Raw genomic sequence first — 23,428 nt, 5'->3', positions numbered from 1 at the left:
GACCTGTTCAAGGCCCGTTGGCGACGAATCCACGGCCATAGACGAGGGTTTGCCATCCTGGCGCGCACCCGTCCATCCAAACCCTGAAAGGAGCAGGGTCAGCCGCACCCGCTCTCATTGCGGCGGTATGGACGGACCGGTTGACCTTACGGTATTGTGTTGGGCCCATCAGCAGCAGGACTGCTAGCACAGCAAAGCTGCACACGATTTGACTAGCCGAAACGCCTTCGCGGCTGGGTTCACGAATTAGGTAGAAGCTGTGCAGCAGCCATGCATTTAGGACGCTGAGCTTGAGCCACCGTCCTGTATCATTGGCGATGGCCAACATGAATATCAAAGGCAGGAGAGTCGCGACTGCTGCCGCTAACGGGTATCCCCGCAGTCGAGGCAACACGATAGAATAAGCGAACAAAACGGCCACCGACCCCACCGCCATCGGCAGGTATTGAGGGTCTGCGTTGAGGTTGCCGCATATTGCTGTCCTTATTCCTTCTGGGCCGCTAACCGCCATATAGATAGCGATGTCACGCCACAGACGGTGCTCCGGATTGTTCAACAACTTCGGGGTTGCCGCCAGCATGTGAGAGGCGATTGCAGATGGTGGCTGGGAGAACATTAACTGCGCGAGTAAGATCAGCACTACCCCGGCGACCAGCATACCCGCGAGCTGAAGCGCCGCGGCACGATGCAATATGCCGTGCTGCTCATCGTGCGCGATCGTCAGCAAAAGTAATGGGGCGCCGTAGATGATAGCCGTCTCATGAGCGAGCATGCCGATCAGCAGGGCTCCGACTGCTAACATCCGCATGCCTCTGATGGACAGTAAGATACTCAGGCATATGCTCGCACCAGCCAGCATGTCCGTTCTAACCGGATCAAGACACCAGCCGGCGAACGTTTGCGGCGAAATCGCAAGCACAACGGCGGCGAGGATCGCCCCGCGGATCGAAACTCGCGCGAGGTGCCGGATAATTAGCGCAAGCGGCAAAATTAGTAACGAGAATGATATTACAACGAACGATATTGTGCTTCGATGCCAGTCAGAAGATAGCGTCGCGGCAATGGTTCCGCCCAAGCCACGGCGGACGAACCCATCATTGAAGTAGTTGGTAGAGATCACTGTCCTGTTATATATCTCTGCTTCGACGAGGTGACGAAGGGCAGTACCTATACCAGAGCCATAGGCGATCCGCAGATATGGAAAAGCAAAAATAGTAGCTGTTGCCGTTATAAAGGCTAGGCACAAAAGCTCAGGGTAAGCTTTATGCGCTGCGCGGAAGCGATCAGTGGCGCTCATTGACATGGCGTACAATCGGTCCCGTCTATTTGGCGTGATGTTGTTGTCATGATGGTCGTGTCGATGTCGCACTTCTGCGTACCACATCTCGCCATTGTGGGTCACACCGAGTCATCCATTCTGCGGGAGCTTCCCACACGTAACCGAACCGCCAGTAAATATGGCCGCTCTCCGGATTGACTGCCGCGTCCTTCGACACGCCCATCGAAGCCAGAGCAAACAGGATGAGAGCGCGAGCGGCGAACCGCTTGCTGCTCTCGACGACATCGCTGCGAATTTGCGAGTGAATGGACAGTATCCAAGCGTTGGCGCACCCGAACTTTACCCACCGGCCAGCGTCATTAGCTACCACGTTCATAAACATCACCGGCACCAGAACGGCCACGACGGCCCAGGCTAAACGCTTTTCGAGGCTAAGCACGCCGATGTTCATAACCATCACAAGCAACGACATCACGACCATCACGCGGTAACCTGGCCATGTGATATTATAGCATAGCTGTCTTAAGACCACGCGAGCCGAGGGTCATCATGTAGACTGCAACGTCGCGAATGTCTGCGTAATCTTGGTCAACCGCCGGTGGAGCGAGGTGCTGCATAGCGGAGATCATCTCCTCCGCGGTCGGCGCGCGGAGTGCCTGAACGAAGGCGATTGTCCCTACGGCGACTACTAAGCCCGCGGCTGCACGCAAAAGGTCGCGGCTATCCAGCCGCCCGTCGGTATGCTGGTCGAAAGCGATTGCGAGCAACAAAGGGATCCCGAAGATGATTGTGGTTTCATGGGCGAGGAACCCGAATGCCAGCAGAGCCGCGGAGACGAGCGGCCGACCCGAGTGCATTGCGATGCATGACCAAGCAATCGTGCCGATCACCAGCATGTCGGTCCGGCCTATGTCCGTTCCCCAGCCAGCGAACATCTGAGGCGATAGGATTGGGAACGCGACAATCAACATGGCGGCGAGGCTCTGTCGGGCGCGTAGGAGACGATGCTGTAGAACGCCGAAGGCGGCGATCAGATAGATGGCAGAAAGGGCATGAAGGATGAGAGCGCCGCGATATGCGTCGGCCGAAAAAATCCGCGCGATCGTGCCACCGAGACCCCGGCGAACAAAGCCTAGATCAAAATAATTCGTCGTGAGAAAAACGGCATTGTAATAAGCACCCTGCGACCCTTGAGAGGCGATCGGGAAGCCGCCAATTGCATTTAAGATTGGATGGCGCAGAACCAAGCTGAGCATCGCCAGCATGGCCAGCAGAACCACACCTTGAGGCGCCAGCAAACGTTGCCGGCCGCGGAAACTGACTATGGCCAACGCAGGACCCCCCTCGGACCCGCTTCTAGGCGCCGCCTCCGACTTTCAGCTAGCAGAATCGAAACTCATTACGGGACAGTCGTTGATCGTATGGCCAGCAAGCGCCATTGCTGTCGCGTGACGTAAGCCCTTCAGTTCCTGATGCGTTGTTGAAAGTTCGTGGCCTTGTCCCGCGCCACGCTTGCAGTGACGAACATAAAGTAGATAAGACGAGCACCTGTCTCATGCAGTCGGTCTCGCCGTTTCTCAAACATTTCGCTACCGCTTGGTCTACGCAGTGATGCCGAGACCCATTATCGGAGCACCAACCAATAGATGAGGGCCAAAAAAGCTACCACACACAATGCCGTAATTGCCCGCTCTCGCGCTGTGGGCTTTTTTGGAGCCTTCCGCGAGGCGTTCGAATATTCGCCTTGAGGTCGAGGAGACTCAGCAGCGGGTTCCACGGTCTACTCCTTCGGTACTGAAGCGTAGGCGTCTATTGGCCATCCGCCTAGCTCCATCCAGCAATAAGATGCTGGCGAACAGGTCAATGGATCGCGCGGTCGGGAGAGCTGCCGGGACGGATGCAAAATTTGTTAAATATAACAGCACCTCACGTTGCATTCTCCCAAAGATCTCGCACGCTTAACGCTCGCTCGATCAAACCGAAAAACGTCGACACGGCGCCATGCTCGTCCGACTGTAGCCCATTGGATGTTGATCAGCCGCTGACGCTGCTGATCAACATCTTTCGACCACGCTCGTCGGCCTCGTACCGCTCGGCTTGATCAACGTCGCGAGGTTCTGCCTCCGCAAGAGTTTGTGTAGGCACGTCCGTCCAAGTGCCCGAGCGCCGTAGTTGGCGCACGATTCCGTTGAATGCAGGGGATTATCGATGGCGTGATGCCGACCGGTGCCATTTCCGTTCATGCGATCGTATCCGAAAATGGACCGCGAGCATCCACAAAACAGAAACGATCACGACGCCCGTTACGATTAGAAGGAAGAGTTTTCCGTCCACTCTGAGTTCCTGCCGCAAGCCGATCGCAAGGCCGAGGCCTCCTTTGGCACGGAAAGGCGACGCTCTCGTTAACCCCGTCGTAGGTTGGTCCGCCGCCACTCCGCGAAGTGATGCTGGTTGCCTGGGATGTCCGCCGTCGCGAGCTGGCAATCACGACACACCAAGCTCTTGCTTCTGTCTACATTTACGATCTCCCATGCTCATAATGGTCAGCCAAGACCGTGGAAAAGCCGCCAACCTTTCGGCTGACGGCTTCTCCAGCACATAGAGAGTAAGGGCACTCTACGCGTAGGCGGTCGCGGTCGGCCGACGACGATGGCGCATCGACGCGCCCATCATGCCAAAGCCGACCAGCATCATGACCCAGGTCGCAGGCTCGGGAACTACGCCAGGTGTTACACGAAAACCGCTGACCGGGTTGCGCGAGCCAAAGCTACACGTAACGCTCGTATTGCTTGAGCATTCTCGCAAGTCACGGCTAAAGTATAGATTGTAGAAGTTGCCGCCGGCCGCATAGCTGATGCCTAGCTCAGTGAAGTAATTCGGAGCAGGGCGGAAAAGATTGTCATTGGGAATGGTAGAGTCAGCTGGGAAGCCCCCGGGCGGCAGCAATGTGACCGCATTGCTGCCGCGAGTACCTGTGATACTTAGGACACGGAAAAATCCCGCTATGTCTGGGGTATCCGATATCGTCAGGACGCCGTTGAAGATTGAGGCACTCACTCCGCTAACGGCGTTTCCAGCCGCCGTGTACTGTACAACGAAGTTAGCCGCATTTGCAGCACCTCCGATCGTCGCAGAGCCGAATACGGCAAACGCCGCAAGATGTTTAATCAAAACTGAGCCCCCGCTAGCCGCTGACGCAACCGCGTCTCCCAGGATTAATGTCTTGTTTATGTTTCACTGTCGACTCGATTTTTGGGCGTCAGATATAGGTGTACCATTTTCGATCACGGTTCTGTCGCCAACATCTGTGCTAATATTCTCGGTAATCTTGATCTAGATAATTGATCTGCCTGACGACGTTGCAGCCAACGTACTGCGAACCAAGTCATTCCCAGATTAGCTAATGCTCGCTCCGAGTAGGGAAGGCCGGCCCGCGTACGGACATCTGTTCGGCCGGAAAAACTTGCTGCAGTTGCACGACCTCGCCGTAGCCGCGTGTCACCCAGCGATCCCAATCCGCCTCCGCCAAGATCGTGATCATCGCCTTCGAATGGATAGGCGCAACCAGTTCGTTCCGGTCGCATGTCACCATCGTGAAACCGCGGTGGTCACCGACCTGCTTCCAGAACCCGCTACGGCGAAGACTGGCTGATCCGGCACGTCGAACCACATCTCGCCCTTGATCAGCTTGCCCTCACCGACCTGGTGCTTTCAGGCGTCCATTCGGCGAACTAGGTCAGCGGCACCAGGCAGCGCTGCTCTGGATGCTCAGCGAGGCGCTTCCACGCCGACAACCCCGGATTGCGGAGGTTGGTCATCGGCCACGGCCCAATGCCGCCCAGCACGTCCCAGCCCATCACGTCGACGCCGCGCTGATCGCCTTCCTGTCGAACGACGTAGGCGCGGTTCTTCGGATATAGCTCGACCGGGTTGAACCCGTTGTCGCGCGGCTTCTCCGTCAGCCAGCCGGCGTTGAACCGCTCGAACAGCGTCGCGGGCTCAGCTCTCAGGCGCGCGCGGTTGCACATCGCCTATGCGAGTTAGCCGAGACCGTACGCCTCTGACTGGCAGCTCGCGAGTGAGCGCGCGGAGGATAGCGGGGATAAGTCGAGACATGCCGACGCGCGAAAGCGATCCTCTTGGGCGAGGATGGCTTGCGCTATTCACCAAAAATTACTTTCAGGCCACTGGCATGGCCCTTTCAGCGTTCGGACGGCTGGCGTGCAAAGACCCGCAGCTTCGCATCATCGCCGGGCCCGCAACCTGCCAGTGTTCGACCTCCCGGCCGCGCTGGGTCGTAAGGGCGCTGTGAAGGAGATAGGCGATCAGATCGAGGCGCTCGTCGCCTTCATGGATGATGTGGGCGGCGACCCGGACCTTGACGAGGACAGCGAGGATGCCGAGCACTGCGGGCGTGAGCCGGATGATAACGGCGCGGACCTCGCCTGAATCGAACGGCACACGCGGGGACGGCGCAAGCTCTCTCACGGGGCGGAGCTAGTAGGCCGCGATTTCTGACAGCCTGCATCGCGTCGCTGACCCGAACGAATGACCCTCCTCCCGCCCGGTGCGATCGGGCGGACCTTCTCACCTCGTGTGCTTCAGTGACACGGCATTGCAGCATGTTGCATTCATGTCGCACGGACGCGCCGGGAGTCGGGCGTGATTGACGTAAAACCATGGCAACCTGGCGTATCAGATGTAACACGCTCAACGGGGCTTAGCTACCGATGGCCTCTAAGCTGTTCAAACCATATGATAATGTCTGGATGCCCCGCGAGGATTCGAACCTCGATTAACGGAGTCAGAGTCCGTAGTCTTACCTTTAGACGACGGGGCAACAGGCGGGCGCATCTAGGCGGCGAACTTGGGGCTGTCAACGCTGTCCGCGCGCTCGCTTGTCGCGCCGACGACGCTGCGCTACATCGTGCGTCAAGCACCGAGCGCGCCATCGGCGGCGCGTGACGGAAGAACAGAATAGAAAGTCACGGCGATGGGGGATCAATCCGCCCGACAGCCGTACCGGCAGGATCCACCTGCCCGTCCGGCGCCAAGCCGGCCCCAGCGGGGCCGCTGGTCCGATGCGCAGGCCTTCGCCGCGCTCGACCTCGGTACGAACAACTGCCGGCTGCTGATCGCACGACCGCACGGCAACGGTTTCGCGATCATCGATGCCTTCTCGCGCATCGTCCGTTTGGGCGAGGGAGTCGCCGCCACGGGCACGCTGAGCGACGCAGCGATCGACCGCACCATCACGGCGCTGCGGGTCTGTTCGGACAAGCTGCGCCGCCGCAACGTCACGCTGGCGCGATCGGTCGCGACCGAAGCCTGCCGCCGCGCAACCAATGGCGCGGACTTCATCGCCCGCGCCTATGCCGAAACCGGGATCCATCTCGACATCATCACCGCGGAGGAGGAGGCGCAGCTGGCGGTGCTCGGCTGCCACGCGCTGATCGAGCCCGGGGACGATCCCGCGCTGATCTTCGACATTGGCGGCGGCTCGACCGAGCTCGTCCTGATCGACACCGCGGCGCCGGTCCCGCGAATCCTCGACTGGCATTCGGCGCCATGGGGAGTTGTGTCGCTTACCGAGCATGCGGGCGGCGGCGAGGGGCCCGAAGGACGGGTCGCCGCCTATGCGCAGATGCGTTCGCTGGTGGCGGAGAGCTTCGCCGGCTTCGCGGCACGTCTGCCGAAGAACGTCCGCACCCCGCGGCTGCTCGGCACCAGCGGCACGGTGACGACGCTAGGTAGCGTTCATCTCGGGTTGAGCCACTACGACCGCGCGCAGGTCGACGGGCTGATCGTGCCTGCCGCGGCGATGCGCCGGATCAGCACCGATCTGTCGCAGATGTCGATCGCCGAGCGGTCCAAGCTACCGTGCATCGGCGGGGAGCGGGCGGATCTGGTGGTGGCGGGCTGTGCGATATTGGAGGCGATCATGGACCTGTGGCCCGCCGAGCGGCTCGGCATCGCCGATCGCGGCATCCGCGAAGGCATCCTCCGCCGCCTGATGGGGAGCCCCCGGCCATGAGCCGCGGCGGTTCGGGCGGGAAGACCCGAGTCCTCACCGCGCGCAAACGCACCGCGCAGTCGACGCGCTGGCTCGAACGCCAGCTCAACGACCCGTACGTCAAGCGCGCCAAGGCCGAAGGCTATCGCAGCCGTGCCGCGTACAAGCTGATCGAACTCGACGAGCGGTTCGCGTTCCTGCGGGGTGCCAAGCGCGTCATCGATCTCGGCATTGCGCCGGGCGGGTGGAGCCAGGTCGTCAAGAAACGCTTGCCGGCTGCGACGGTGGTGGGCATCGATCTGTTGCCGGTCGATCCGCTTGACGGTGTGACGATCCTCGAGCTCGATTTCATGGCCGACGAGGCGCCTGACGAGTTGCGCGAGGCACTCGGGGGCGCGGCGGATCTGGTGTTGTCGGACATGGCGGCCAACACCGTCGGCCACACCCAGACCGATCATTTGCGGACGATGGGGTTGGTCGAGGCCGCGGTCGAGTTCGCGTGCGAGGTGCTGCGGCCCGGCGGCGCGTTCGTGGCCAAGGTGCTCGCCGGTGGCGCGGACAGCGATCTAGTCGCGGTGCTGAAGCGCAACTTCACCGCGGTCAAGCACGCCAAGCCGCCCGCCAGCCGCAAGGGCTCGTCGGAATGGTATGTGGTGGCGCAGGGCTTCAAGGGCCGAAGCGGCGCGCCGTCGGAAGAAGTTGCGCCGCGCGACTAGCGGAATGGTGGCACTCGCCGAGACTCGTTCGCGACCAAGTTGATACGCGATAGCCCCTCCCCTTCAGGGGAGGGGTTGGGGTGGGGCAGTGCCGCAAGGGTACCGCTCGGGGTTAGGCCCCTCCCCCAGCCCCTCCCCTGATGGGAAGGAGAGAGCAAACCTGTTCGCGAAACACTCTGACCCGTTCGTTCCGAGCGAAGCGGTGGATCCGAGCCTGACCGCCAGTGATCAAACCACGCCTACTAACCCACAAACGACAAGAGCCGCGGCATCGCTGCCGCGGCTCTCGTTCGTCAACCGATCGGCGCCGGCTCAGCCGTCGTAATCGGCACCCAGATTCTGGTTGCGTGGCGGCGCCGCGGCGGTGAGGCGGAGTGCCTCGGCCGAGGCGGCGAGGCTGCCGACGGCATCCGCCTCATCCTCGTCGTCGATCTGCACGCGCTGGAGGCTGGAGATCACCGAATCCTCCAGATGCGCCGGGCGCACCGTGACTTCGGCGATCTCGCGCAACGCTACGACCGGGTTCTTGTCGCGATCTCGATCGATCGTCAGCTCGGCACCGCCCGAAATCTGCCGCGCGCGCTGCGCCGCGAACAACACCAGGTCGAACCGGTTCGGAATCTTGTCGACGCAATCTTCGACAGTGACGCGCGCCATGGACGCTTTCCTTCGCAAATACCGCTGAATTGAAGAGCGGCCATCTAGGTCGCGCACCCCGCCGAGTCAAGGAAAACGGCCTTGCCGCTCCCCGCGCGACCCGTCATCACGCGGGGCGATGGAGACGCCGCCCCCGCAGCCGAGCTTTACCGTCGACGGCAATCGCCTGACGCTGCTCGACACCGGCCCGCGGCGGCTGGACTCGCTGATCGCGCTCATCGATGGCGCCCGACAGCGACTACGCATCCTCTACTATATCTACGCCGACGACGATGCCGGGCGGCAGGTCAACGCCGCGATGATCGCCGCCGCGGTGCGCGGTGTCGCGGTTTCGCTGATCATCGACGGGTTCGGCAGCGAGGAAACCGGTGCGGCCTTCTTCGCGCCGCTCGAGCAGGCCGGCGTGCAGGTGTGCCGCTTCTCGCCGCGGTTCGGCCGCCGCTATTTGCTGCGCAATCACCAGAAACTCGCGCTCGCCGACGACGCGACGATCATCATCGGCGGTTTCAACGTCGAGGATGATTATTTCGGCACGCCCGAAGAGGCGTCGTGGCAGGATCTCGGCTTGCTCGTCGAAGGCCCCGCCGCCGAGCGGATGGCGGGGTATTTCGATGCCCTGCAATCTTGGGTGCAGAATGCCAAGGGGCGGCTGCGGCCACTCAATCGCGCGCTGGCGCAGTGGAGCGAGACCGAGGGCAAGACGCGCTGGCTGATCGGCGGACCGACGCGACGGCTGTCGCCCTGGGCGAAGGCGCTGCGTGCCGACATGGTGCAGGCGACGCGGATCGACCTGATCGCGGCCTATTTCACGCCCAGTCCGTCGCTGCTGCGGCGGCTCGATCGAGCGGGGCGGCGCCGCGCCAAGGTCCGCGTCGTGACCGCGGCCAAATCGGACAACAACGCGACAATCGCGGCAGCGCGGTTCACCTATGCCGGCCTGCTGCGCAACGGCGTGGCCTTGTTCGAATATCAGCCGTCGAAGCTCCACACCAAGCTCTACGTAGTCGACGATGCGGTCTATATCGGGTCGGCGAATTTCGACATGCGATCGCTGTTCATCAATCTCGAACTGATGCTGCGGATTGAGGATCAGGCTTTTGCCGATCACGTTCGGGGCTATGTCGATGGCGAGATTGCCAAGTCGCAGGCGATCACCCCGGCATGGTACAAGGCGCAGGCCGGACCGATCCAGCGGCTGCGCCAATTCTTCGCCTATCTGCTGATCGCGGTCGTCGATCCCGGCCTGTCGCGCGGCCTGAACTTCGGGATCGACGAGTAGAACTCAGTCCTTCCAGGCCCAATAGAGCTGCGCGGGCGGGACGTTCCACCACTCCATGTCGTGATCGATCTCGCTGAAATGCGGGGTCAGGAAGTCCTTCACCTTGGGCGAGAATTGATAGACCAGGAATGCACCGCCGCTGCGGATCACGCGCGCGGTCGCGCCGCCGATCGCCGCGCCGACGCCGGGGGGCAGCGTCGAGAAGGGCAGGCCGGACAGCACGTAATCGGCGGCGTCGTGGCCGTGATCCTTTACGATCTGCTCGACATCAGCGGCAGACCCATGGACCGCGACGAAGCGCGAATCGGTGATGATGTGGTCGAGGTAGCGGACGAAGTCGGGGTTGGTGTCGATCGCGATCAGCGTCGCGTCGGGCGCCATCCGCTCCAGGATCGGGCGGCAGAAGGTGCCGACGCCGGGGCCATATTCGACGAACAGCTTGCACGCGCCCCAATCGACCGGCGCCAACATCTTACGGATCAGCTTGTCCGACGACGGGATGATCGATCCGACCATCACCGGATGCTTGATGAACCCCTGGAAGAACATCGACACCGGGCTGGGAACGCCTGCGGGGCGGGATCGGGTGCGCCGGGCGGCGGTGGTCGAGCTGGGCATCGGCATCCTTGTCGATCGTGGACCCGCGCGACCTGACGGCAGTAGCGGGCGAAACGAGGTCTCATCCCCGTCGCACGTTTTCCGAACGCGTTTCAAGACACACGGTTGCATCGCGGTATCTGCGCGCCGTGTCGCGGCGGGACCGGCGCGGCTTGCCAAGGGACCGCAACCGCGTAAGCGACGCTGATGCGCGACGAACGGACGGGGCAGACGGCAGTGATCTTCGTGTCGCATCGGCGCGATGCGGACGACGCCGGCTATGCCGCTGCGTCCACCGAAATGGCGGCACTCGCCGCGCGTCAGCCCGGCTATCGCGGGATCGACAGCGCGCGGGGTGGCGATGGCGTCGGGATCACCGTAAGCTATTGGGCGGACGATGCCGCCGCGATCGCGTGGCGGGACCAGCCCGATCACGCCGCGATCCGCGATCGAGGTCGTGCCATCTGGTATGATTGGTACACGATGACCGTCGCACGGGTCGACCGCAGCTACGACTGGACGCGGCCATGACGCTCGCAGCGAAGGTCGACCGTCGCTTTGCGCTCATGTTCCTGGTGATGCTGACCATCGCCGCGGGCAACACCGCGCTCCAATCGGTGCTGCCCGCGCTCGGCCGCTCGCTCGGCGTCGCTGATCGGGCTGTTGCCGCTGCATTTTCGGTGTCGGCGCTGCTCTGGGTGATCGCTGCGCCGTTCTGGGCGAACCGCTCCGACCGGCACGGCCGGCGCGCGATGATCCTGCTGGGGATGGGCGGGTTCGCGGTGTCGCTGGCGCTGTGCGGCATCTTCCTCGCCGCCGGAATCAACGGCTGGATCAGCGGCACCGCCGCGTTCCTCGCGTTCATCGGCGGGCGGCTGATCTACGGCACCTTTGGGTCTGCCGCGCCCCCCGCAGTGCAGGCGCTGGTCGCCGGCGAGACAACGCGGGAGGAGCGCACCAAGGCGCTGACGCTGCTCGCCTCGGCCTTCGGACTCGGCACGATCCTGGGGCCGGCAATCGCGCCTTATCTGCTGCTCGGCTCGATCGGCGGCGTCGAGATCGGGCTCGCAGGGCCCGCCTTCGTGTTCGCCCTGTTCGGCGTCGGGGTGTTCTTCACCGTCCGCGCGATGCTGCCCGACGATCGCTCAAACCTCGCGGACACCCATTCCGCGTCGTCGGCCTATCCCTCGATCGGCGGCGCACCGACCGGGGCGAGCGTCGCCGCGGCGATCGGATCGCATAGCGAGAAGGTCGGCTACACCGATCCGCGCATCCGCGGCTGGATGATCGCGGGGCTCGTCATGGGCCATGCGCAGGCGATGACCAGTCAGGCGATCGGCTTCCTGGTGATCGATCGGCTGAACCTCGCGCCCGCTTTGGCGCTGGAGCCGACCGGGCTGGTGCTGATCATGGGCGCGGGCGCCGCGCTGCTGGCACAATGGGGGATCATCCCGCGATTAAATCGTGGGCCACGCCAGCTGGTGCTGTCGGGACTGGTAATCGCCGCGATCGGCACGTCGCTGACCGGCATCGCCACCTCGCTTTACGGCATCGCCACCGCCTATGCGCTGGCGAGCCTCGGCTTCGGCTTCACCCGGCCGGGGTTCACGGCGGGATCGTCGCTCGCGGTCGGTCGCGAGGCGCAGGGCTCGGTCGCGGGCAAGGTGACCAGCGTCAACGGCGCCAGCTTCGTGCTCGGCCCCTCGATCGGGGTCGGGCTGTACGAGGCGCAGCACTCGCTGCCGTATCTGATCGCGGGTGCCGCGCTTGTGGTGCTGTTCGTCTATAGCTGGCTGGCGCTGAAGGACCGCGCCATCTAATCCGTCCCCTTCGGCCCGCGCGGCTGGAGCTGGCCCGGCGAGATGAACCCGATCGGCTGGATCGCCGCTGCATTCTGCTTCAGCTTCGCCGCGATCTGCTCGTAATCGCGCTCCATCTCCGCGGTGACGCTCGCGCGCGATTCGGTGAGCGCTTCGTCGAAGTCCGCCATCGCGACATGCGTCGATTGCAACGATCGCCGCAACGCCACCAACCCCGCGCGCCGCACCACATCCTCCAGGTCCGCGCCGGTAAAGCGATCGGTCCGTTCGGCGACGCGATCGAGGTCGACATCGTCGGCGAGCGGCATCTTCTGCGTCTGGATCGACAGGATCCGCCGCCGCCCCGCCGCGCTCGGCACCCCGACATAGATCAGCTCGTCGAACCGGCCGGGTCGCAGCAGCGCGGGATCGACCAGATTGGGGCGGTTGGTCGCGCCGATCACCACCACCGACTGCAGCTCCTCGAGTCCGTCCATCTCCGCCAGGATCGTGTTGACGACGCGTTCGGTGACCTGCGGCTCGCCGCCGCCACTGCCCCGCGCGGGCACCAGCGAATCGAGTTCGTCGATGAAGATCACGCACGGCGCCACCTGCCGCGCGCGCGCGAACAGCTTGGCGATCTGCTGCTCGCTTTCTCCATACCATTTGCTCAGCAGGTCGGACGATTTGGTGGCGATGAAGTTCGCCTCCGCCTCGCGCGCAACAGCCTTGGCGAGCAGCGTCTTGCCGGTGCCGGGCGGGCCGTAGAGCAGAAAGCCCTTGGCAGGCCTGATCCCCAGCCGGCGGAACGCCTCAGGATCCTTCAGCGGCAGTTCCACGCCCTCCTTCAGCCGCATCTGCGCGTCGTCGAGCCCGCCGACATCGTCCCAGCGCACGCTCGGCGCCTGGACCATCACCTCGCGCATCGCGGATGGCTGGACGCGTTTCAGCGCCTCGACGAAATCCTCGCGCGTGACCGACAGCTGGTCGAGCACCTCGGCGGGGATCGTGCGCTCCTCGAGGTTGAGCTTGGGCATGTTGCGCCGCACCGATTCGATCGCGGCCTCGCGGGTTAGCGCGGCGAGATCGGCGCCGACGAACCCATAGGTGGTGCGCGCCAGTTCCCCGAGATCGACGCGGTCGCCCAAAGGCATGCCGCGGGTGTGGATGCCGAGGATCTCGCGGCGGCCACGCTCGTCGGGCACGCCGACCACGATCTCGCGATCGAACCGGCCCGGCCGCCGCAGCGCCTCGTCGATCGCTTCGGGCCGATTTGTCGCCGCGATCACCACCAGGTTCGCGCGCGCCTCCAGCCCGTCCATCAGCGTCAGCAACTGCGCGACGAGGCGCTTTTCCGCCTCGCCCTGCACCTGTCCACGCTTCGGCGCGATCGAATCGATCTCGTCGATGAACACGATCGACGGCGCCGCCTTCGCGGCCTCCTCGAACACCTCGCGCAGCCGGCCCTCCGACTCGCCGTAAGCCGACCCCATGATCTCGGGACCGTTGATCAGGAAGAACTGTGCGTCGGATTCGTTCGCCACCGCGCGCGCCAGCCGGGTCTTGCCGGTGCCGGGCGGGCCATGGAGAAGCACGCCCTTGGGTGGATCGACGCCCAGCCGCTGGAACAGCTCGGGATAGCGCAGCGGCAATTCGACCATCTCGCGAAGCTGGTCGATCGTCGACGCCATGCCGCCGATATCGTCATAGGTGACGTCGGCGCGCCGCGCGGCGGCGGGCTCCTCATATTCGGGGCGCAGCTCGATCTCGGTATTCTCGTCGATATGGACGATGCCCTTGGGGCTGGCGGTGATCACCGCGAGCCGGATCTCCTGCAACGCATAGGCAGGTGCGTTCATGAACTGCTGCACACCCGGCGGCATGTTGCCGACCCGCTGGTGTCCCGCGGTCGCGACGATGTCGCCCTGGCAGAACGGGCGCCCCAGGAAAGTCCGCTTCAACGCATTGGTCGACCCCTGCAGGCGCAGGTTCTGCTGTGCCGGCGCGAACACCACGCGGGCCGCAGGCTTCGATTCGGCCTTGCGGACCTCAACGAAATCGCCCGACCCGACCCCGGCATTGGCGCGCTGGAGCCCGTCGATGCGTAGCACGTCGAGCCCCTCGTCCTCGGGATAGGGGCCGACCGCCCGCGCGGGGGTGGATTGCTTGCCGAGGATCTCGATCACGTCGCCCTCGCCGACGCCCAGCGCCGCCATCAGCGCACGGGGGAGGTGAGCCAACCCGCGGCCGCTATCCTCGGGGCGGCTGTTCGCCACCTGGATCTTGCGTGTCGGTGCGTCGCTATCGGCCATGTCGCTATCCTCGTCGCCCCTCGAAGCGCGCCAGATAGGAACCCGGTTCCGGCGATACGAGCGCACGACCGACGAGCGACAAGAAAAAAGGGCCGGCCCGTGAGGGCCAGCCCGTGAAAGTTTTAGGAGAGGATGCCTGAAAGGCACAGTCTTTTTGCGGCGCGGCGAGGCATGTTGCAAGTGCGAAATGAATTGTTACGATTGCGTTGAGTGCAACCGGTGTCATAGTCCGAACGGCGCGATCACTCAGGAGAATGCGATGCGCAGACTGCCGCCGCTCGGGGCGATCGAGGCATTCGTGCAGGTCGCGCGTTTGGGATCGGTAAAGGCCGCGGCCGACGAACTGGCACTATCCGCCCCGGCGCTCAGCCGCAGGGTACAGGCGCTGGAACGCTTCATCGACAAGCCGCTGTTCGCCCGGCGGCATCAGGCGATGGTCCTCAACGGCGACGGCGAACGGCTGCTCGCGCAGATCGCGCCGGTGCTCGACGCGCTGTCCGATGCCGTCGAGGCGATGACCAGCGGCACCGAGGTACTACGGCTGCGGCTCGGGATCCTGCCGTTGTTCGCGTCGCAACGCCTGTTTCCACGACTGGGCGAGCTGCGCGCGACGCATCCCGAGCTTCATCTCGACATCGATACCGCCGGGCACGGGGTCGCCCGTTTAGGCGACGGGCTCGATGCGGTGATCGCGCTAGCGCGGGACATCGATCCGACGCTGTATGCGAAGCGGCTCGATCGCAACTCGGTCTATGTGATCGGCGCCAAGTCGCTGCTGGAGGGGCCGAACGCGGTCACCCGGCCCGCCCAGCTCGCCGAGCTGACCGCGCTGGTCCACCGCGACATGCCCGATACGTTCACCGCGTGGCGCCAGTCGGCGGGCCTCACCTCGCTCGAACCGCTGGCGATCGACCATTTCGATTCGGGACCGCTGATGCTCGAGGCCGCGGCGCAGGGGCTCGGCATCGCGTTCATGCATGCCAGCCATTTCGAGGACGCGAACGACCCGAGGCTGGTGCGTCTGTTCGATATCCCCGTGGAGAGCCCGTACAGCTACTGGTTCGTCTGCCGCCCCCGCGCCCTCCAGCAGAAGCCGGTTAAGCTGTTCCACGACTGGCTGATCGCGACGCTCGGCGAGGACAGGTAATCGTCGGTTCCCCGTGACGGCACCGCCGCCACCTCTACCACCCCGGCGAAGGCCGGGGCCCAGTTGACAGAACCATCGTGACGAAGCGCTGTGCGCCGTTACGACGACCTGCGTAACTGGGCCCCGGCCTTCGCCGGGGTAGTAGCAGAGAGTGAAGCGGCGGGAGCGCGTTCAACCCCCGCCCCATCTCCTCAGCTGGCCCGCATCGACACGATCTTGCCCGGCGCCCGCGGCGGCTCGCCCTTGGGCAGCGCGTCGATCAGCTCCATGCCTTCGGTCACCTGGCCCCAGACGGTGTATTGTCCGTCGAGGAACTTGGCGTCGTCGAACACGATGAAGAACTGGCTGTTCGCCGAATTCGGATCATTGGTGCGCGCCATCGAGCATACGCCGCGGACGTGCGGCTCCTTGGAGAATTCCTGCTTCAGGTTCGGCTTGTCCGACCCGGACGTGCCGGTGCCCGTCGGATCGCCGCCCTGCGCCATGAAGCCCGGGATCACACGGTGGAACACGACGCCGTCATAGAAGCCCTCGTTGGCGAGCTCGGCGATGCGCGCGACGTGTTCTGGGGCGAGATCGGGGCGCAGCTTGATCGTGACGTCGCCGTCGTCGAGCGTCATCGTCAGCGTTTCGAAAGTATCGGCCATGCGGAAGCGTCCTTCTTGTTGTCGGCGGCGCAAATAGGGATCGTCTAGCCCGCTGGCAAATCGCGCTGCACCGCGATAGGGCGGCACGACGCATCGACGATGCATCGACGAGGGTGAGCGCGATGATCGAAACCGAGCTTCCCGACATGGATACCGAAGCGGAGGCCGACAGCCAGCTCGACCGTGACGATCGCCTGCGCCCCGAATTCGTGCGCGCGGTGCTCGACGCGGTCGAGGCCGGCGACACGGAAGCTGCGCGCGCGCTGGTCGAGCCGCTCCACCCGGCCGACATCGCCGATCTGTTCGAGCTGACCCCGCACGAGGATCGCGCCGCACTGGCGCATGCGGTCACCGACCTGCTCGACGGCGACGTGTTCGCGGAAATGAACGATTATGTCCGCGAGGACCTGATCGACGCGCTGGAGCCGCACGAGGTCGCGGATCTCGCCTCCGAACTCGATACCGACGACGCGGTCGCGATCATCGAGGACATGGAGCCCGACGAGCAGCGCGAAGTGCTGCGCGCGATGGACGCCGACGATCGCGCCGCGATCGAGGAAGCGCTCTCCTATCCGGAAGAATCCGCCGGCCGCCTGATGCAGCGCGAGCTGATCGCGGTGCCGGAACATTGGACCGTCGGCGATGCGATCGACTACCTGCGCGGTCACGAGGAACTCACCACCGATTTCTGGGAGATCTTCGTCGTCGATCCAGCGCACAAGCCGGTCGGCACCTGCGCACTGTCATGGATGCTGCGCACCCCGCGCGGGATCGCGATCGCCGACGTCATGCAGCGCGAACAGACGCTCATCCCGGTCGACATGGATCAGGAGGAGGTCGCGCTCCGCTTCCAGAAATACGCGCTGATCTCCGCCGCGGTGGTCGATAATGGCGGCCGGCTGGTCGGCATGATCACGGTCGACGACGTCGTCCACATCATTCAGGAAGAAGCCGGCGAGGACGCGCTGCTGCTGTCGGGTGCGGGCGACGGCGACATCAACGAATCGGTGCGCGAAAGCTACAGCGCGCGGGTCCGCTGGCTGATCGCCAACCTCTTCACCGCGTTGCTCGCGTCGTTCATCATTTCGCGGTTCGAGGACACGATCGCGCGGATGGTCGCGCTGGCCACGCTGATGCCGATCGTCGCGGGGGTCGGGGGAAATGCCGGCACCCAGACGCTGGCGGTGACGGTGCGCGCGCTCGCCACCAACCAGCTGACACAATCGAACACCGCGCGCGCGGTGCTGCGTGAGATCCGGGTAGCGCTGCTCAACGGCATCACCATCGCGGTGATCATCGGCCTGGGGGTCGGCACGATCTTCGCCAATCCGATGCTCGGTGCGGTGATCGCGACCGCGATGATGGCCAATATCGTCATCGCCGGTCTGGCGGGCGTGCTGGTGCCGGTAGTGCTCGAACGGCTGCATGCCGATCCGGCGGTCGCATCTTCGGTGTTCGTGACGATGACCACCGATTCGATGGGCTTCCTCGCATTTCTCGGCCTCGCTACCGCATCGGGTCTCGTCGGCTGAGTTGACCCCGCGCGGTACGCGCCCATATCGCTAGCGTGCTTGCCGACTCGTCTTCCCCTCTCCACCTGACCAAGGTCGCGTTCGGCGCGGCGAGCGTCGATCACCTCGCCGAACGGCTGCGGATCCGCAGCGAAGAGGGTGCGGTGTTCCTGACCACGCGCTATCTGCCGAAGCGCCACGTGGAGGTCGCCGGTCAAGGATCGCTTTACTGGATCCTCAAGCACCAGCTGGTCGCGCGATCGCCGATCTTGGCGTTCGGTGAGGCGGAAGGGGGTCGCATCGCGATCCACATCGATCCGCTATTGGTGATGGTCCAGGCGCGGCCCAAGCGCGCTCACCAGGGTTGGCGCTATCTGGAGGGGTGCGACGCGCCGCTCGATCTGGCGGGCGATGCCAGCGGAATTGCGGAGATGCCGAGCGCGCTCGCCGGCAAGCTCGCCGAACTCGCGCTGATCTGATTAGCGCCGGCCGCAGGTGACCGGGCCGCCGGCGAGCGCGCGGACGGTACATTTGGCATCGCCGAGAATGTTGACGCTGCCGAGCCCGGTGCTGGTCACCGTCGCGGTGGAGCGCGCGCTTGCGGTAGTGGAGCCGAGCCCTTCAAGCCTGACCACCACATCGCCCGCGTCGAGCTTGTCGGCGACGATCGTGCCCGGCCCGCTGGTGAGGAAGCGCGCTGCGCCGGTGCGGCCCGCAACCGTTAGCGTTCCCGTACCGATCAGCCGCGCGTCGAACTGCTCGGTCTGCGCGGCAGCGACCGCGATGCTGCCCGTCCCGGTGAGCGACAGGCCGACGCGCGGCCCGGTCATCTTCGCCACGCCGACCTTGCCGCTGCCGATCACAGTCGCATTGACCAGGGATGGCGTGGTGATCGTGACGATCACGGGCGCCGCGGCGCGCGACCGCGGTCGTTGGCCCCAGTCTCCATTGACCGTCGGGCGCACCACCAGCGTCTCGCCTTCGACATGTGCGTCGACTGCTTCGATCGAGTCGCGGTCACCGCTGATCCTCACCCGCGGCGAACCGGGCGTGACCCGAACGTCGTAGCCCCCGGCGACACGCAGCCGGGTGAAGCTCCCGACCCCGACCACGCGCTCTGCGGCGATGGCGGGCGCGGGCAGCAAGAGGGCGAGCAGCAGGACGGCACGGGAAATCATCGCGCGCAGCGTCGCACCGATCGTTCCGCCGAAGCAAATCCCGCGATCAGCGGCAGCGGACCGTACCCGATCCCATTTTGGTCACGCTGCAATCGGCGTTGCGGCCGAGATCGACATCGCCCGATCCCATCACATTGACCCTCGCGGTGCCGTTGACGGTCGCGCGCACGTCGCCCGATCCCGCCATCGACACGCTGGCCTGCGACGCGGTGAGTGCTGCGCCGTCGAGACTACCGGATCCCGCCACATCGACCTGCAATTGCTTGGCCGTCCCCGCGACCTTGGCATCCCCCGAGCCCGCGATCGAGAACACCGCTGCGTCGACGGTCATCGTCGCGACCGTCAGTGTGCCCGATCCCGCGACGCTGCCGGCGAACCGGGCTCCCTCGACGCGGTCGACCGCCATCGTCGCCGAACCGGCAACCTCGGCACCCGCGAGCCGCGGCAAGGTGACGTAGACGGTGACCTTCTCCCGCTTGCCCCAGTTCATGCCGTTGCTGTTGATCCGGCCGATCGTCAGCGTCGATCCTTCCTTGGCGATCCGCAACCGGTCGAGCTCGGCAGCGGGACCTTCGGCACGGACCGAGAAGCCGGTGCCGACCCGCACGTCAACGTCGTCGGATCCGCGCAGATCGATCTCGGTGAAATCGGCAATCTGGAAGCTGCGCGCCGAACCGCTGCCGCTGCCCGAAACCCCGGGCGCTTGATTGTCGTCGTTGTTGAACGAACAGGCCGACAGGCCTGCCAACATGGCGATCGCGATCAGGCGCATCTGTTCTTCTCCCGTGTACTGCTATGCTAATACGCCAGGATTGATCAGGCGCAACGAAAAAGGGCGGCCCCGCAGGACCGCCCCTTCGTGGCACCAGCCGTTCGCCAATTTCAGGCGGGCAGCTTGTCCTTGTTGTAGATCGCCGCCGCGGCGCGGAGGATCTCGAGGATCTTCTCCTGCGCCTTGGGCTCGTCGACCTCTTCCATCGCGGCGAGTTCGCGCGCGAGGCGGCTGGTCGCCGCTTCGAAGATCTGCCGCTCGGAATAGCTCTGCTCGGGCTGGTCGTCCGCACGGAACAGGTCACGGACCACCTCGGCGATCGACACCAGGTCGCCCGAGTTGATCTTCGCTTCATATTCCTGCGCCCGGCGCGACCACATGGTGCGCTTGACCTTGGGCTTGCCCTTCAGCGTGTCCATCGCCTCGCGCATCGTCTTGTCGGACGACAGCTTGCGCATGCCGACGCTTTCGGCCTTGTTGGTCGGGACGCGGAGCGTCATCCGCTCTTTTTCGAAACGCAGGACGTAGAGTTCCAGCGTCATGCCCGCGATTTCCGAGCGTTGCAGCTCGATCACCCGGCCGACGCCATGCTTTGGATAAACGACGTAATCACCGACATCGAAGGACAATGCCTTGGCAGCCATATAGGGCCTTTCTGGATCGCATCCGCCGCGAGCCCGTCCATTGCAGCAACGCTGCCGGACAGGATGATCGCGGGGATGACGGTTCGAGTGTCTCCGGAAGCGGGAACGATGATCATCGCGCCCGGCACATGCCCTTTTAACAGCTTCGTAATAAAATTACCAGCCCGCAGCGAAGGGAGCCCGACGGCGCGAGCCGCAGGGTTACGTACGCTATCGATGCTAACTGCAATTAGTCGCCGGCGCCAGCTTCGGCGGAGAAATACTTCTCGTACTTCCCCTCCTCGCCCTTGTGCTCGTCCGCGTCGGCGGGGGTCTGGTCGCCCTTGCGGGTGACGTTCGGCCACTGTGCCGACAGCGTGTTGTTGAGCTCGAGCCACTGTTCCAGCCCGCTCTCGGTATCGGGCAGGATCGCCTCGGCGGGGCATTCGGGCTCGCACACGCCGCAATCGATGCACTCGCTGGGGTTGATCACCAGCATGTTCTCGCCCTCGTAGAAACAGTCGACGGGACATACCTCGACGCAGTCCATGTACTTGCAGCGGATGCAGGCATCGGTGACGACGTAGGTCATTCTGGCTCCCCTCGGGCGGCAACTGCCGTCTTAGAACGACGTGCTGCTATGCCGCGTTCCCGGGCTCGTCAATCGATCGGCGCTTGCTGCGAGACGTTCGCAACCGTCAGCTCCTGGTAGCAGGCCTGCGCCTCGGGCGCGGGGCCGCGCCGCAATGGCAGCGCCTCCACCCGTACCACCCGCACGTTGCTGCCATGCATGAAGGTCAGGATGTTGCCGATCCGCACCGCGACATGCGCCCGATCGATCGCGCGGCCGTCGATGCGGAGGCGGCCGGTGCTCGCCATCGCGCGTGCGACCTCACGGGTCTTGGCGAGCCGCACGAACCACAGGAAACGGTCCAGCCGCATCGCGTCAGCCATGGCGCACCAGTCCGGCGAGCGCGGCGAAGGCGTTGGCGGGATCGGGCGTCGCGATCGGCACGGGGCGGGGCGGGCGGCGTCCCTGCCAGATCCAGCGCTCGCCCTCGTCGGTCTTGCGGCTGCGAAAGCCCAGTTCGGCCATCAGCCGCTCGATGGTCGCCGGCTCCAGCCCCATCGACGTCGCCAGCGCGGGGTCGAGCGCGAACGGCGCGCGCCCCTGCCGCGCGTCATGGGTCGCGCGCGCCAGCCGCTCGACCAGATCGACGCGCACCGCCTGTTGCGCGAACGGCCGGAAGCCCGCCGCCAGCGTCGCGGCCTCGGCGGTTCTCGCCAGCACGGTCGCGCCGTCCGGCGGCAAGGCGACGTCCTTGCGCGCCGCCGCCAGCAACGCGCGTCGCCACTGCGCCGCGCGCGGCTTCAGCAACCGCGGATCGAACAGGTCGACCGCGCCGATCGTCACCCCGATGGTACGCAGCCGCTTGCGCTCCTCCGGCCCGAGCGCGTCGAGCGACGATCGCAGCGGTGCCCGTGCCGCGATCCCGCCGCCCGCCTCAAGCGCCGCCGCAACCACGCGCAACGCCGGTGTCGCCGCCGGGTCGCGCGCCGCCGCCGCCAGCGCGACCAGCGACGGCGCGGCCTGCGCGGACATCGCGGCGACCCAGCGCGCGACGCGATCGAGCGCCGCGTCGCGCTGGCGCTTGTCGAGACAATCGAGATCGCGGTCGAGCAGGATCCTCGGTCGCGCCACCGATCCCCCCGGCGCAAGCCGCGCGACCGCATGACCCGACCAGATCACCGCCCCTTCCTCGACCGTGAAGGCGCTATCTTCCGCCGCGACCAGCGCTTCGCCGCGGCGCGCGCGTTCGCTCGCCAGCCGCTTCTCGGCGGCGGCGAGCAGCATCCGCTTCTCCGCCCCGCGCGCATCGGCGGCGACCGTGAAGCGGAACCCGTCGAGCCGGCCGATCGCGTGATCCTCGACCATTACCTCGCCCTCTGCGCCGATCACCACCGGCAGGGTCGACGCATCGACCCCGATCTGGCGGATCAGCGCGGTGGTGCGCTTGTCGACGAAGCGCTGGGTCAGGCTGGCATGCAGCGCGTCGGACAGGCGTTCCTCGATCGCGCGGGTGCGGTCCGCCCAATGCGCGGGCTCGGCGAGCCAGTTCGGCCGGTTGGCGATATAGGCCCAGGTCCGCACCGCGGCGATCCGTCCCGCCAGCGTCTCGACATCGCCCGCGACGGTATCGAGCCGCGCGATTTCGTCGGCGAACCATTGGTGCGGAATGTGGCCGCTGCCCTCGCTCAGATGCCCGAACAGCCGCGACACGAATCGCGCATGCGGATCGAGCCCGAGCTTGGCGAAGTCCGGCACCCCCGCCGCCGCCCATAGCCGCGCGACCATCGCCGGGTGCCGCGCCCGATCGCGCACCCAATGTTCGTCGGCGAGTCGCTTCAGCACCGCAAGATCGACCGATTGCGGCGCCGCGCGCAGCACGCCCGGCGGCGGTCGGCGTTCGAGATCCGCGACCAGCGTATCGATGCTCGTCAGGTCGGGATCACCCTCGCGCCAGCACAGATGGTCCAGCCGGGGGAAGCGGTGCTCCTCGATCGCGAGCACTTCCTCGGGCAGGAAAGCACCGGGCCCTTCCTCGACCAGGGCGCCGAAGCTGCCGTCACGCTGGTGCCGCCCCGCGCGCCCCGCGATCTGCGCCATTTCGGCGACGGTCAGACGCCGGCTCCGTTTTCCGTCGAACTTGTTGAGCCCCGCGAACGCGACATGCGCGACGTCCATGTTGAGGCCCATCCCGATCGCATCGGTGGCGACGAGGTAGTCGACCTCGCCCGCCTGGAACATCGCGACCTGTGCGTTGCGGGTGCGTGGCGACAATGCGCCCATCACCACCGCCGCGCCACCGCGCAGACGGCGCAGCATCTCGGCGACGG

24 protein-coding genes and 1 tRNA gene are annotated in these 23,428 nt (G+C 65.1%); 9 read left to right on the top strand and 16 right to left on the bottom strand.

What is annotated here, in order from left to right:
• Positions 1–7: 7 nt before the first annotated feature.
• From ACFE77_RS10915 to ACFE77_RS10895, 5 genes are all read right to left on the bottom strand, one after another.
• Positions 8–1,297, bottom strand: a complete 1,290-nt coding sequence (locus ACFE77_RS10915; RefSeq protein WP_375421667.1) for a hypothetical protein — start codon at positions 1,295–1,297, stop codon at positions 8–10.
• A gap of 46 nt (positions 1,298–1,343) precedes the next feature.
• The gene (locus ACFE77_RS10910; protein WP_375421666.1) at positions 1,344–1,763 is read right to left on the bottom strand and encodes a hypothetical protein; all 420 of its coding nucleotides are present in this window, start codon (positions 1,761–1,763) and stop codon (positions 1,344–1,346) included.
• A gap of 22 nt (positions 1,764–1,785) precedes the next feature.
• Positions 1,786–2,559: a hypothetical protein gene (locus ACFE77_RS10905; protein WP_375421665.1), complete on the bottom strand. Its 774-nt coding sequence runs from the start codon at positions 2,557–2,559 to the stop codon at positions 1,786–1,788.
• 1,336 nt (positions 2,560–3,895) lie between these two features.
• On the bottom strand, positions 3,896–4,450 hold the full coding sequence (locus ACFE77_RS10900) for a PEPxxWA-CTERM sorting domain-containing protein (protein ID WP_375421664.1): 555 nt from the start codon (positions 4,448–4,450) through the stop codon (positions 3,896–3,898).
• 560 nt (positions 4,451–5,010) lie between these two features.
• Positions 5,011–5,307, bottom strand: coding sequence for a hypothetical protein (locus ACFE77_RS10895; protein ID WP_375421663.1), 297 nt, complete (start codon positions 5,305–5,307; stop codon positions 5,011–5,013).
• 241 nt (positions 5,308–5,548) lie between these two features.
• On the opposite strand from ACFE77_RS10895, the gene ACFE77_RS10890 reads away from it, so the two are divergent.
• Positions 5,549–5,728, top strand: a complete 180-nt coding sequence (locus ACFE77_RS10890; RefSeq protein ID WP_375421662.1) for a hypothetical protein — start codon at positions 5,549–5,551, stop codon at positions 5,726–5,728.
• Between the two features lie 317 nt (positions 5,729–6,045).
• Here the strand turns inward: ACFE77_RS10890 and ACFE77_RS10885 are convergent.
• Positions 6,046–6,119: transfer RNA gene (locus tag ACFE77_RS10885), tRNA-Gln, on the bottom strand.
• A gap of 153 nt (positions 6,120–6,272) precedes the next feature.
• On the opposite strand from ACFE77_RS10885, the gene ACFE77_RS10880 reads away from it, so the two are divergent.
• Both ACFE77_RS10880 and ACFE77_RS10875 read left to right on the top strand, forming a co-directional pair.
• Positions 6,273–7,313, top strand: coding sequence for a Ppx/GppA phosphatase family protein (locus ACFE77_RS10880; RefSeq protein ID WP_375421661.1), 1,041 nt, complete (start codon positions 6,273–6,275; stop codon positions 7,311–7,313).
• Positions 7,310–8,008: an RlmE family RNA methyltransferase gene (locus tag ACFE77_RS10875; RefSeq protein WP_375421660.1), complete on the top strand. Its 699-nt coding sequence runs from the start codon at positions 7,310–7,312 to the stop codon at positions 8,006–8,008. The genes ACFE77_RS10880 and ACFE77_RS10875 overlap by 4 nt, the downstream gene beginning before the upstream one ends.
• A 312-nt stretch (positions 8,009–8,320) precedes the next feature.
• Here ACFE77_RS10875 and rpoZ read toward each other — a convergent pair whose 3' ends face one another.
• Positions 8,321–8,665: a DNA-directed RNA polymerase subunit omega gene (gene rpoZ, locus ACFE77_RS10870; protein WP_375421659.1), complete on the bottom strand. Its 345-nt coding sequence runs from the start codon at positions 8,663–8,665 to the stop codon at positions 8,321–8,323.
• 118 nt (positions 8,666–8,783) lie between these two features.
• Between rpoZ and ACFE77_RS10865 the strand changes: the two genes are divergently transcribed.
• A complete protein-coding gene (locus tag ACFE77_RS10865) occupies positions 8,784–9,944 on the top strand; it encodes a phosphatidylserine/phosphatidylglycerophosphate/cardiolipin synthase family protein (protein WP_375421658.1) in 1,161 nt (386 codons plus the stop codon).
• Between the two features lie 3 nt (positions 9,945–9,947).
• On the opposite strand, the gene ACFE77_RS10860 is transcribed toward ACFE77_RS10865, so the two are convergent.
• Positions 9,948–10,562, bottom strand: a complete 615-nt coding sequence (locus tag ACFE77_RS10860; protein ID WP_375421676.1) for a class I SAM-dependent methyltransferase — start codon at positions 10,560–10,562, stop codon at positions 9,948–9,950.
• 186 nt (positions 10,563–10,748) lie between these two features.
• Between ACFE77_RS10860 and ACFE77_RS10855 the strand changes: the two genes are divergently transcribed.
• Positions 10,749–11,072: an antibiotic biosynthesis monooxygenase gene (locus ACFE77_RS10855; RefSeq protein WP_375421657.1), complete on the top strand. Its 324-nt coding sequence runs from the start codon at positions 10,749–10,751 to the stop codon at positions 11,070–11,072.
• The gene (locus tag ACFE77_RS10850; protein ID WP_375421656.1) at positions 11,069–12,361 is read left to right on the top strand and encodes an MFS transporter; all 1,293 of its coding nucleotides are present in this window, start codon (positions 11,069–11,071) and stop codon (positions 12,359–12,361) included. Before ACFE77_RS10855 ends, ACFE77_RS10850 begins: the two co-directional genes overlap by 4 nt.
• On the opposite strand, the gene ACFE77_RS10845 is transcribed toward ACFE77_RS10850, so the two are convergent.
• Entirely contained in the window at positions 12,358–14,652 is a 2,295-nt protein-coding gene (locus tag ACFE77_RS10845) for a CDC48 family AAA ATPase (protein WP_375421655.1), read from the bottom strand. The two genes, ACFE77_RS10850 and ACFE77_RS10845, sit on opposite strands and share 4 nt — an antisense overlap.
• 259 nt (positions 14,653–14,911) lie before the next feature.
• On the opposite strand from ACFE77_RS10845, the gene ACFE77_RS10840 reads away from it, so the two are divergent.
• Positions 14,912–15,799, top strand: a complete 888-nt coding sequence (locus ACFE77_RS10840) for a LysR substrate-binding domain-containing protein (RefSeq protein WP_375421654.1) — start codon at positions 14,912–14,914, stop codon at positions 15,797–15,799.
• Positions 15,800–15,990: 191 nt separating this feature from the next.
• Here the strand turns inward: ACFE77_RS10840 and ACFE77_RS10835 are convergent, their stop codons facing one another.
• On the bottom strand, positions 15,991–16,446 hold the full coding sequence (locus ACFE77_RS10835; protein WP_375421653.1) for a peptidylprolyl isomerase: 456 nt from the start codon (positions 16,444–16,446) through the stop codon (positions 15,991–15,993).
• Between the two features lie 122 nt (positions 16,447–16,568).
• Here ACFE77_RS10835 and mgtE point away from each other — a divergent pair, with 122 nt between their 5' ends.
• Together mgtE and ACFE77_RS10825 are read left to right on the top strand one after the other, a co-directional pair.
• A complete protein-coding gene (gene mgtE, locus ACFE77_RS10830) occupies positions 16,569–17,978 on the top strand; it encodes a magnesium transporter (protein ID WP_375421652.1) in 1,410 nt (469 codons plus the stop codon).
• 35 nt (positions 17,979–18,013) lie between these two features.
• A complete protein-coding gene (locus tag ACFE77_RS10825) occupies positions 18,014–18,436 on the top strand; it encodes a DUF1489 family protein (RefSeq protein WP_375421651.1) in 423 nt (140 codons plus the stop codon).
• Here ACFE77_RS10825 and ACFE77_RS10820 read toward each other — a convergent pair whose 3' ends face one another.
• The 6 genes from ACFE77_RS10820 to ACFE77_RS10795 all read right to left on the bottom strand — a co-directional run.
• Positions 18,437–19,135 (bottom strand): GIN domain-containing protein, encoded by a 699-nt coding sequence (locus ACFE77_RS10820; RefSeq protein ID WP_375421650.1) that lies wholly within the window; start codon positions 19,133–19,135, stop codon positions 18,437–18,439.
• Positions 19,136–19,181: 46 nt separating this feature from the next.
• A complete protein-coding gene (locus ACFE77_RS10815; protein ID WP_375421649.1) occupies positions 19,182–19,907 on the bottom strand; it encodes a head GIN domain-containing protein in 726 nt (241 codons plus the stop codon).
• A 110-nt stretch (positions 19,908–20,017) separates the two neighbouring features.
• Entirely contained in the window at positions 20,018–20,551 is a 534-nt protein-coding gene (locus ACFE77_RS10810) for a CarD family transcriptional regulator (RefSeq protein ID WP_375421648.1), read from the bottom strand.
• A gap of 229 nt (positions 20,552–20,780) precedes the next feature.
• Positions 20,781–21,122, bottom strand: coding sequence for a ferredoxin FdxA (gene fdxA / locus ACFE77_RS10805; protein WP_375421647.1), 342 nt, complete (start codon positions 21,120–21,122; stop codon positions 20,781–20,783).
• Positions 21,123–21,190: 68 nt separating this feature from the next.
• Entirely contained in the window at positions 21,191–21,484 is a 294-nt protein-coding gene (locus ACFE77_RS10800) for an RNA-binding S4 domain-containing protein (RefSeq protein WP_375421646.1), read from the bottom strand.
• A partial coding sequence (locus ACFE77_RS10795) for a helicase-related protein (RefSeq protein ID WP_375421645.1) occupies positions 21,477–23,428 on the bottom strand: 1,952 nt, incomplete at its 5' end. The genes ACFE77_RS10800 and ACFE77_RS10795, both read right to left, overlap by 8 nt.

The sequence above is a fragment of the uncultured Sphingomonas sp. genome, assembly GCF_964243315.1.
Lineage (GTDB): Bacteria > Pseudomonadota > Alphaproteobacteria > Sphingomonadales > Sphingomonadaceae > Sphingomonas.
The sequence above is the reverse complement of the archived record's forward strand: the minus strand, read 5'-3'. Positions and strand labels throughout refer to the sequence as shown.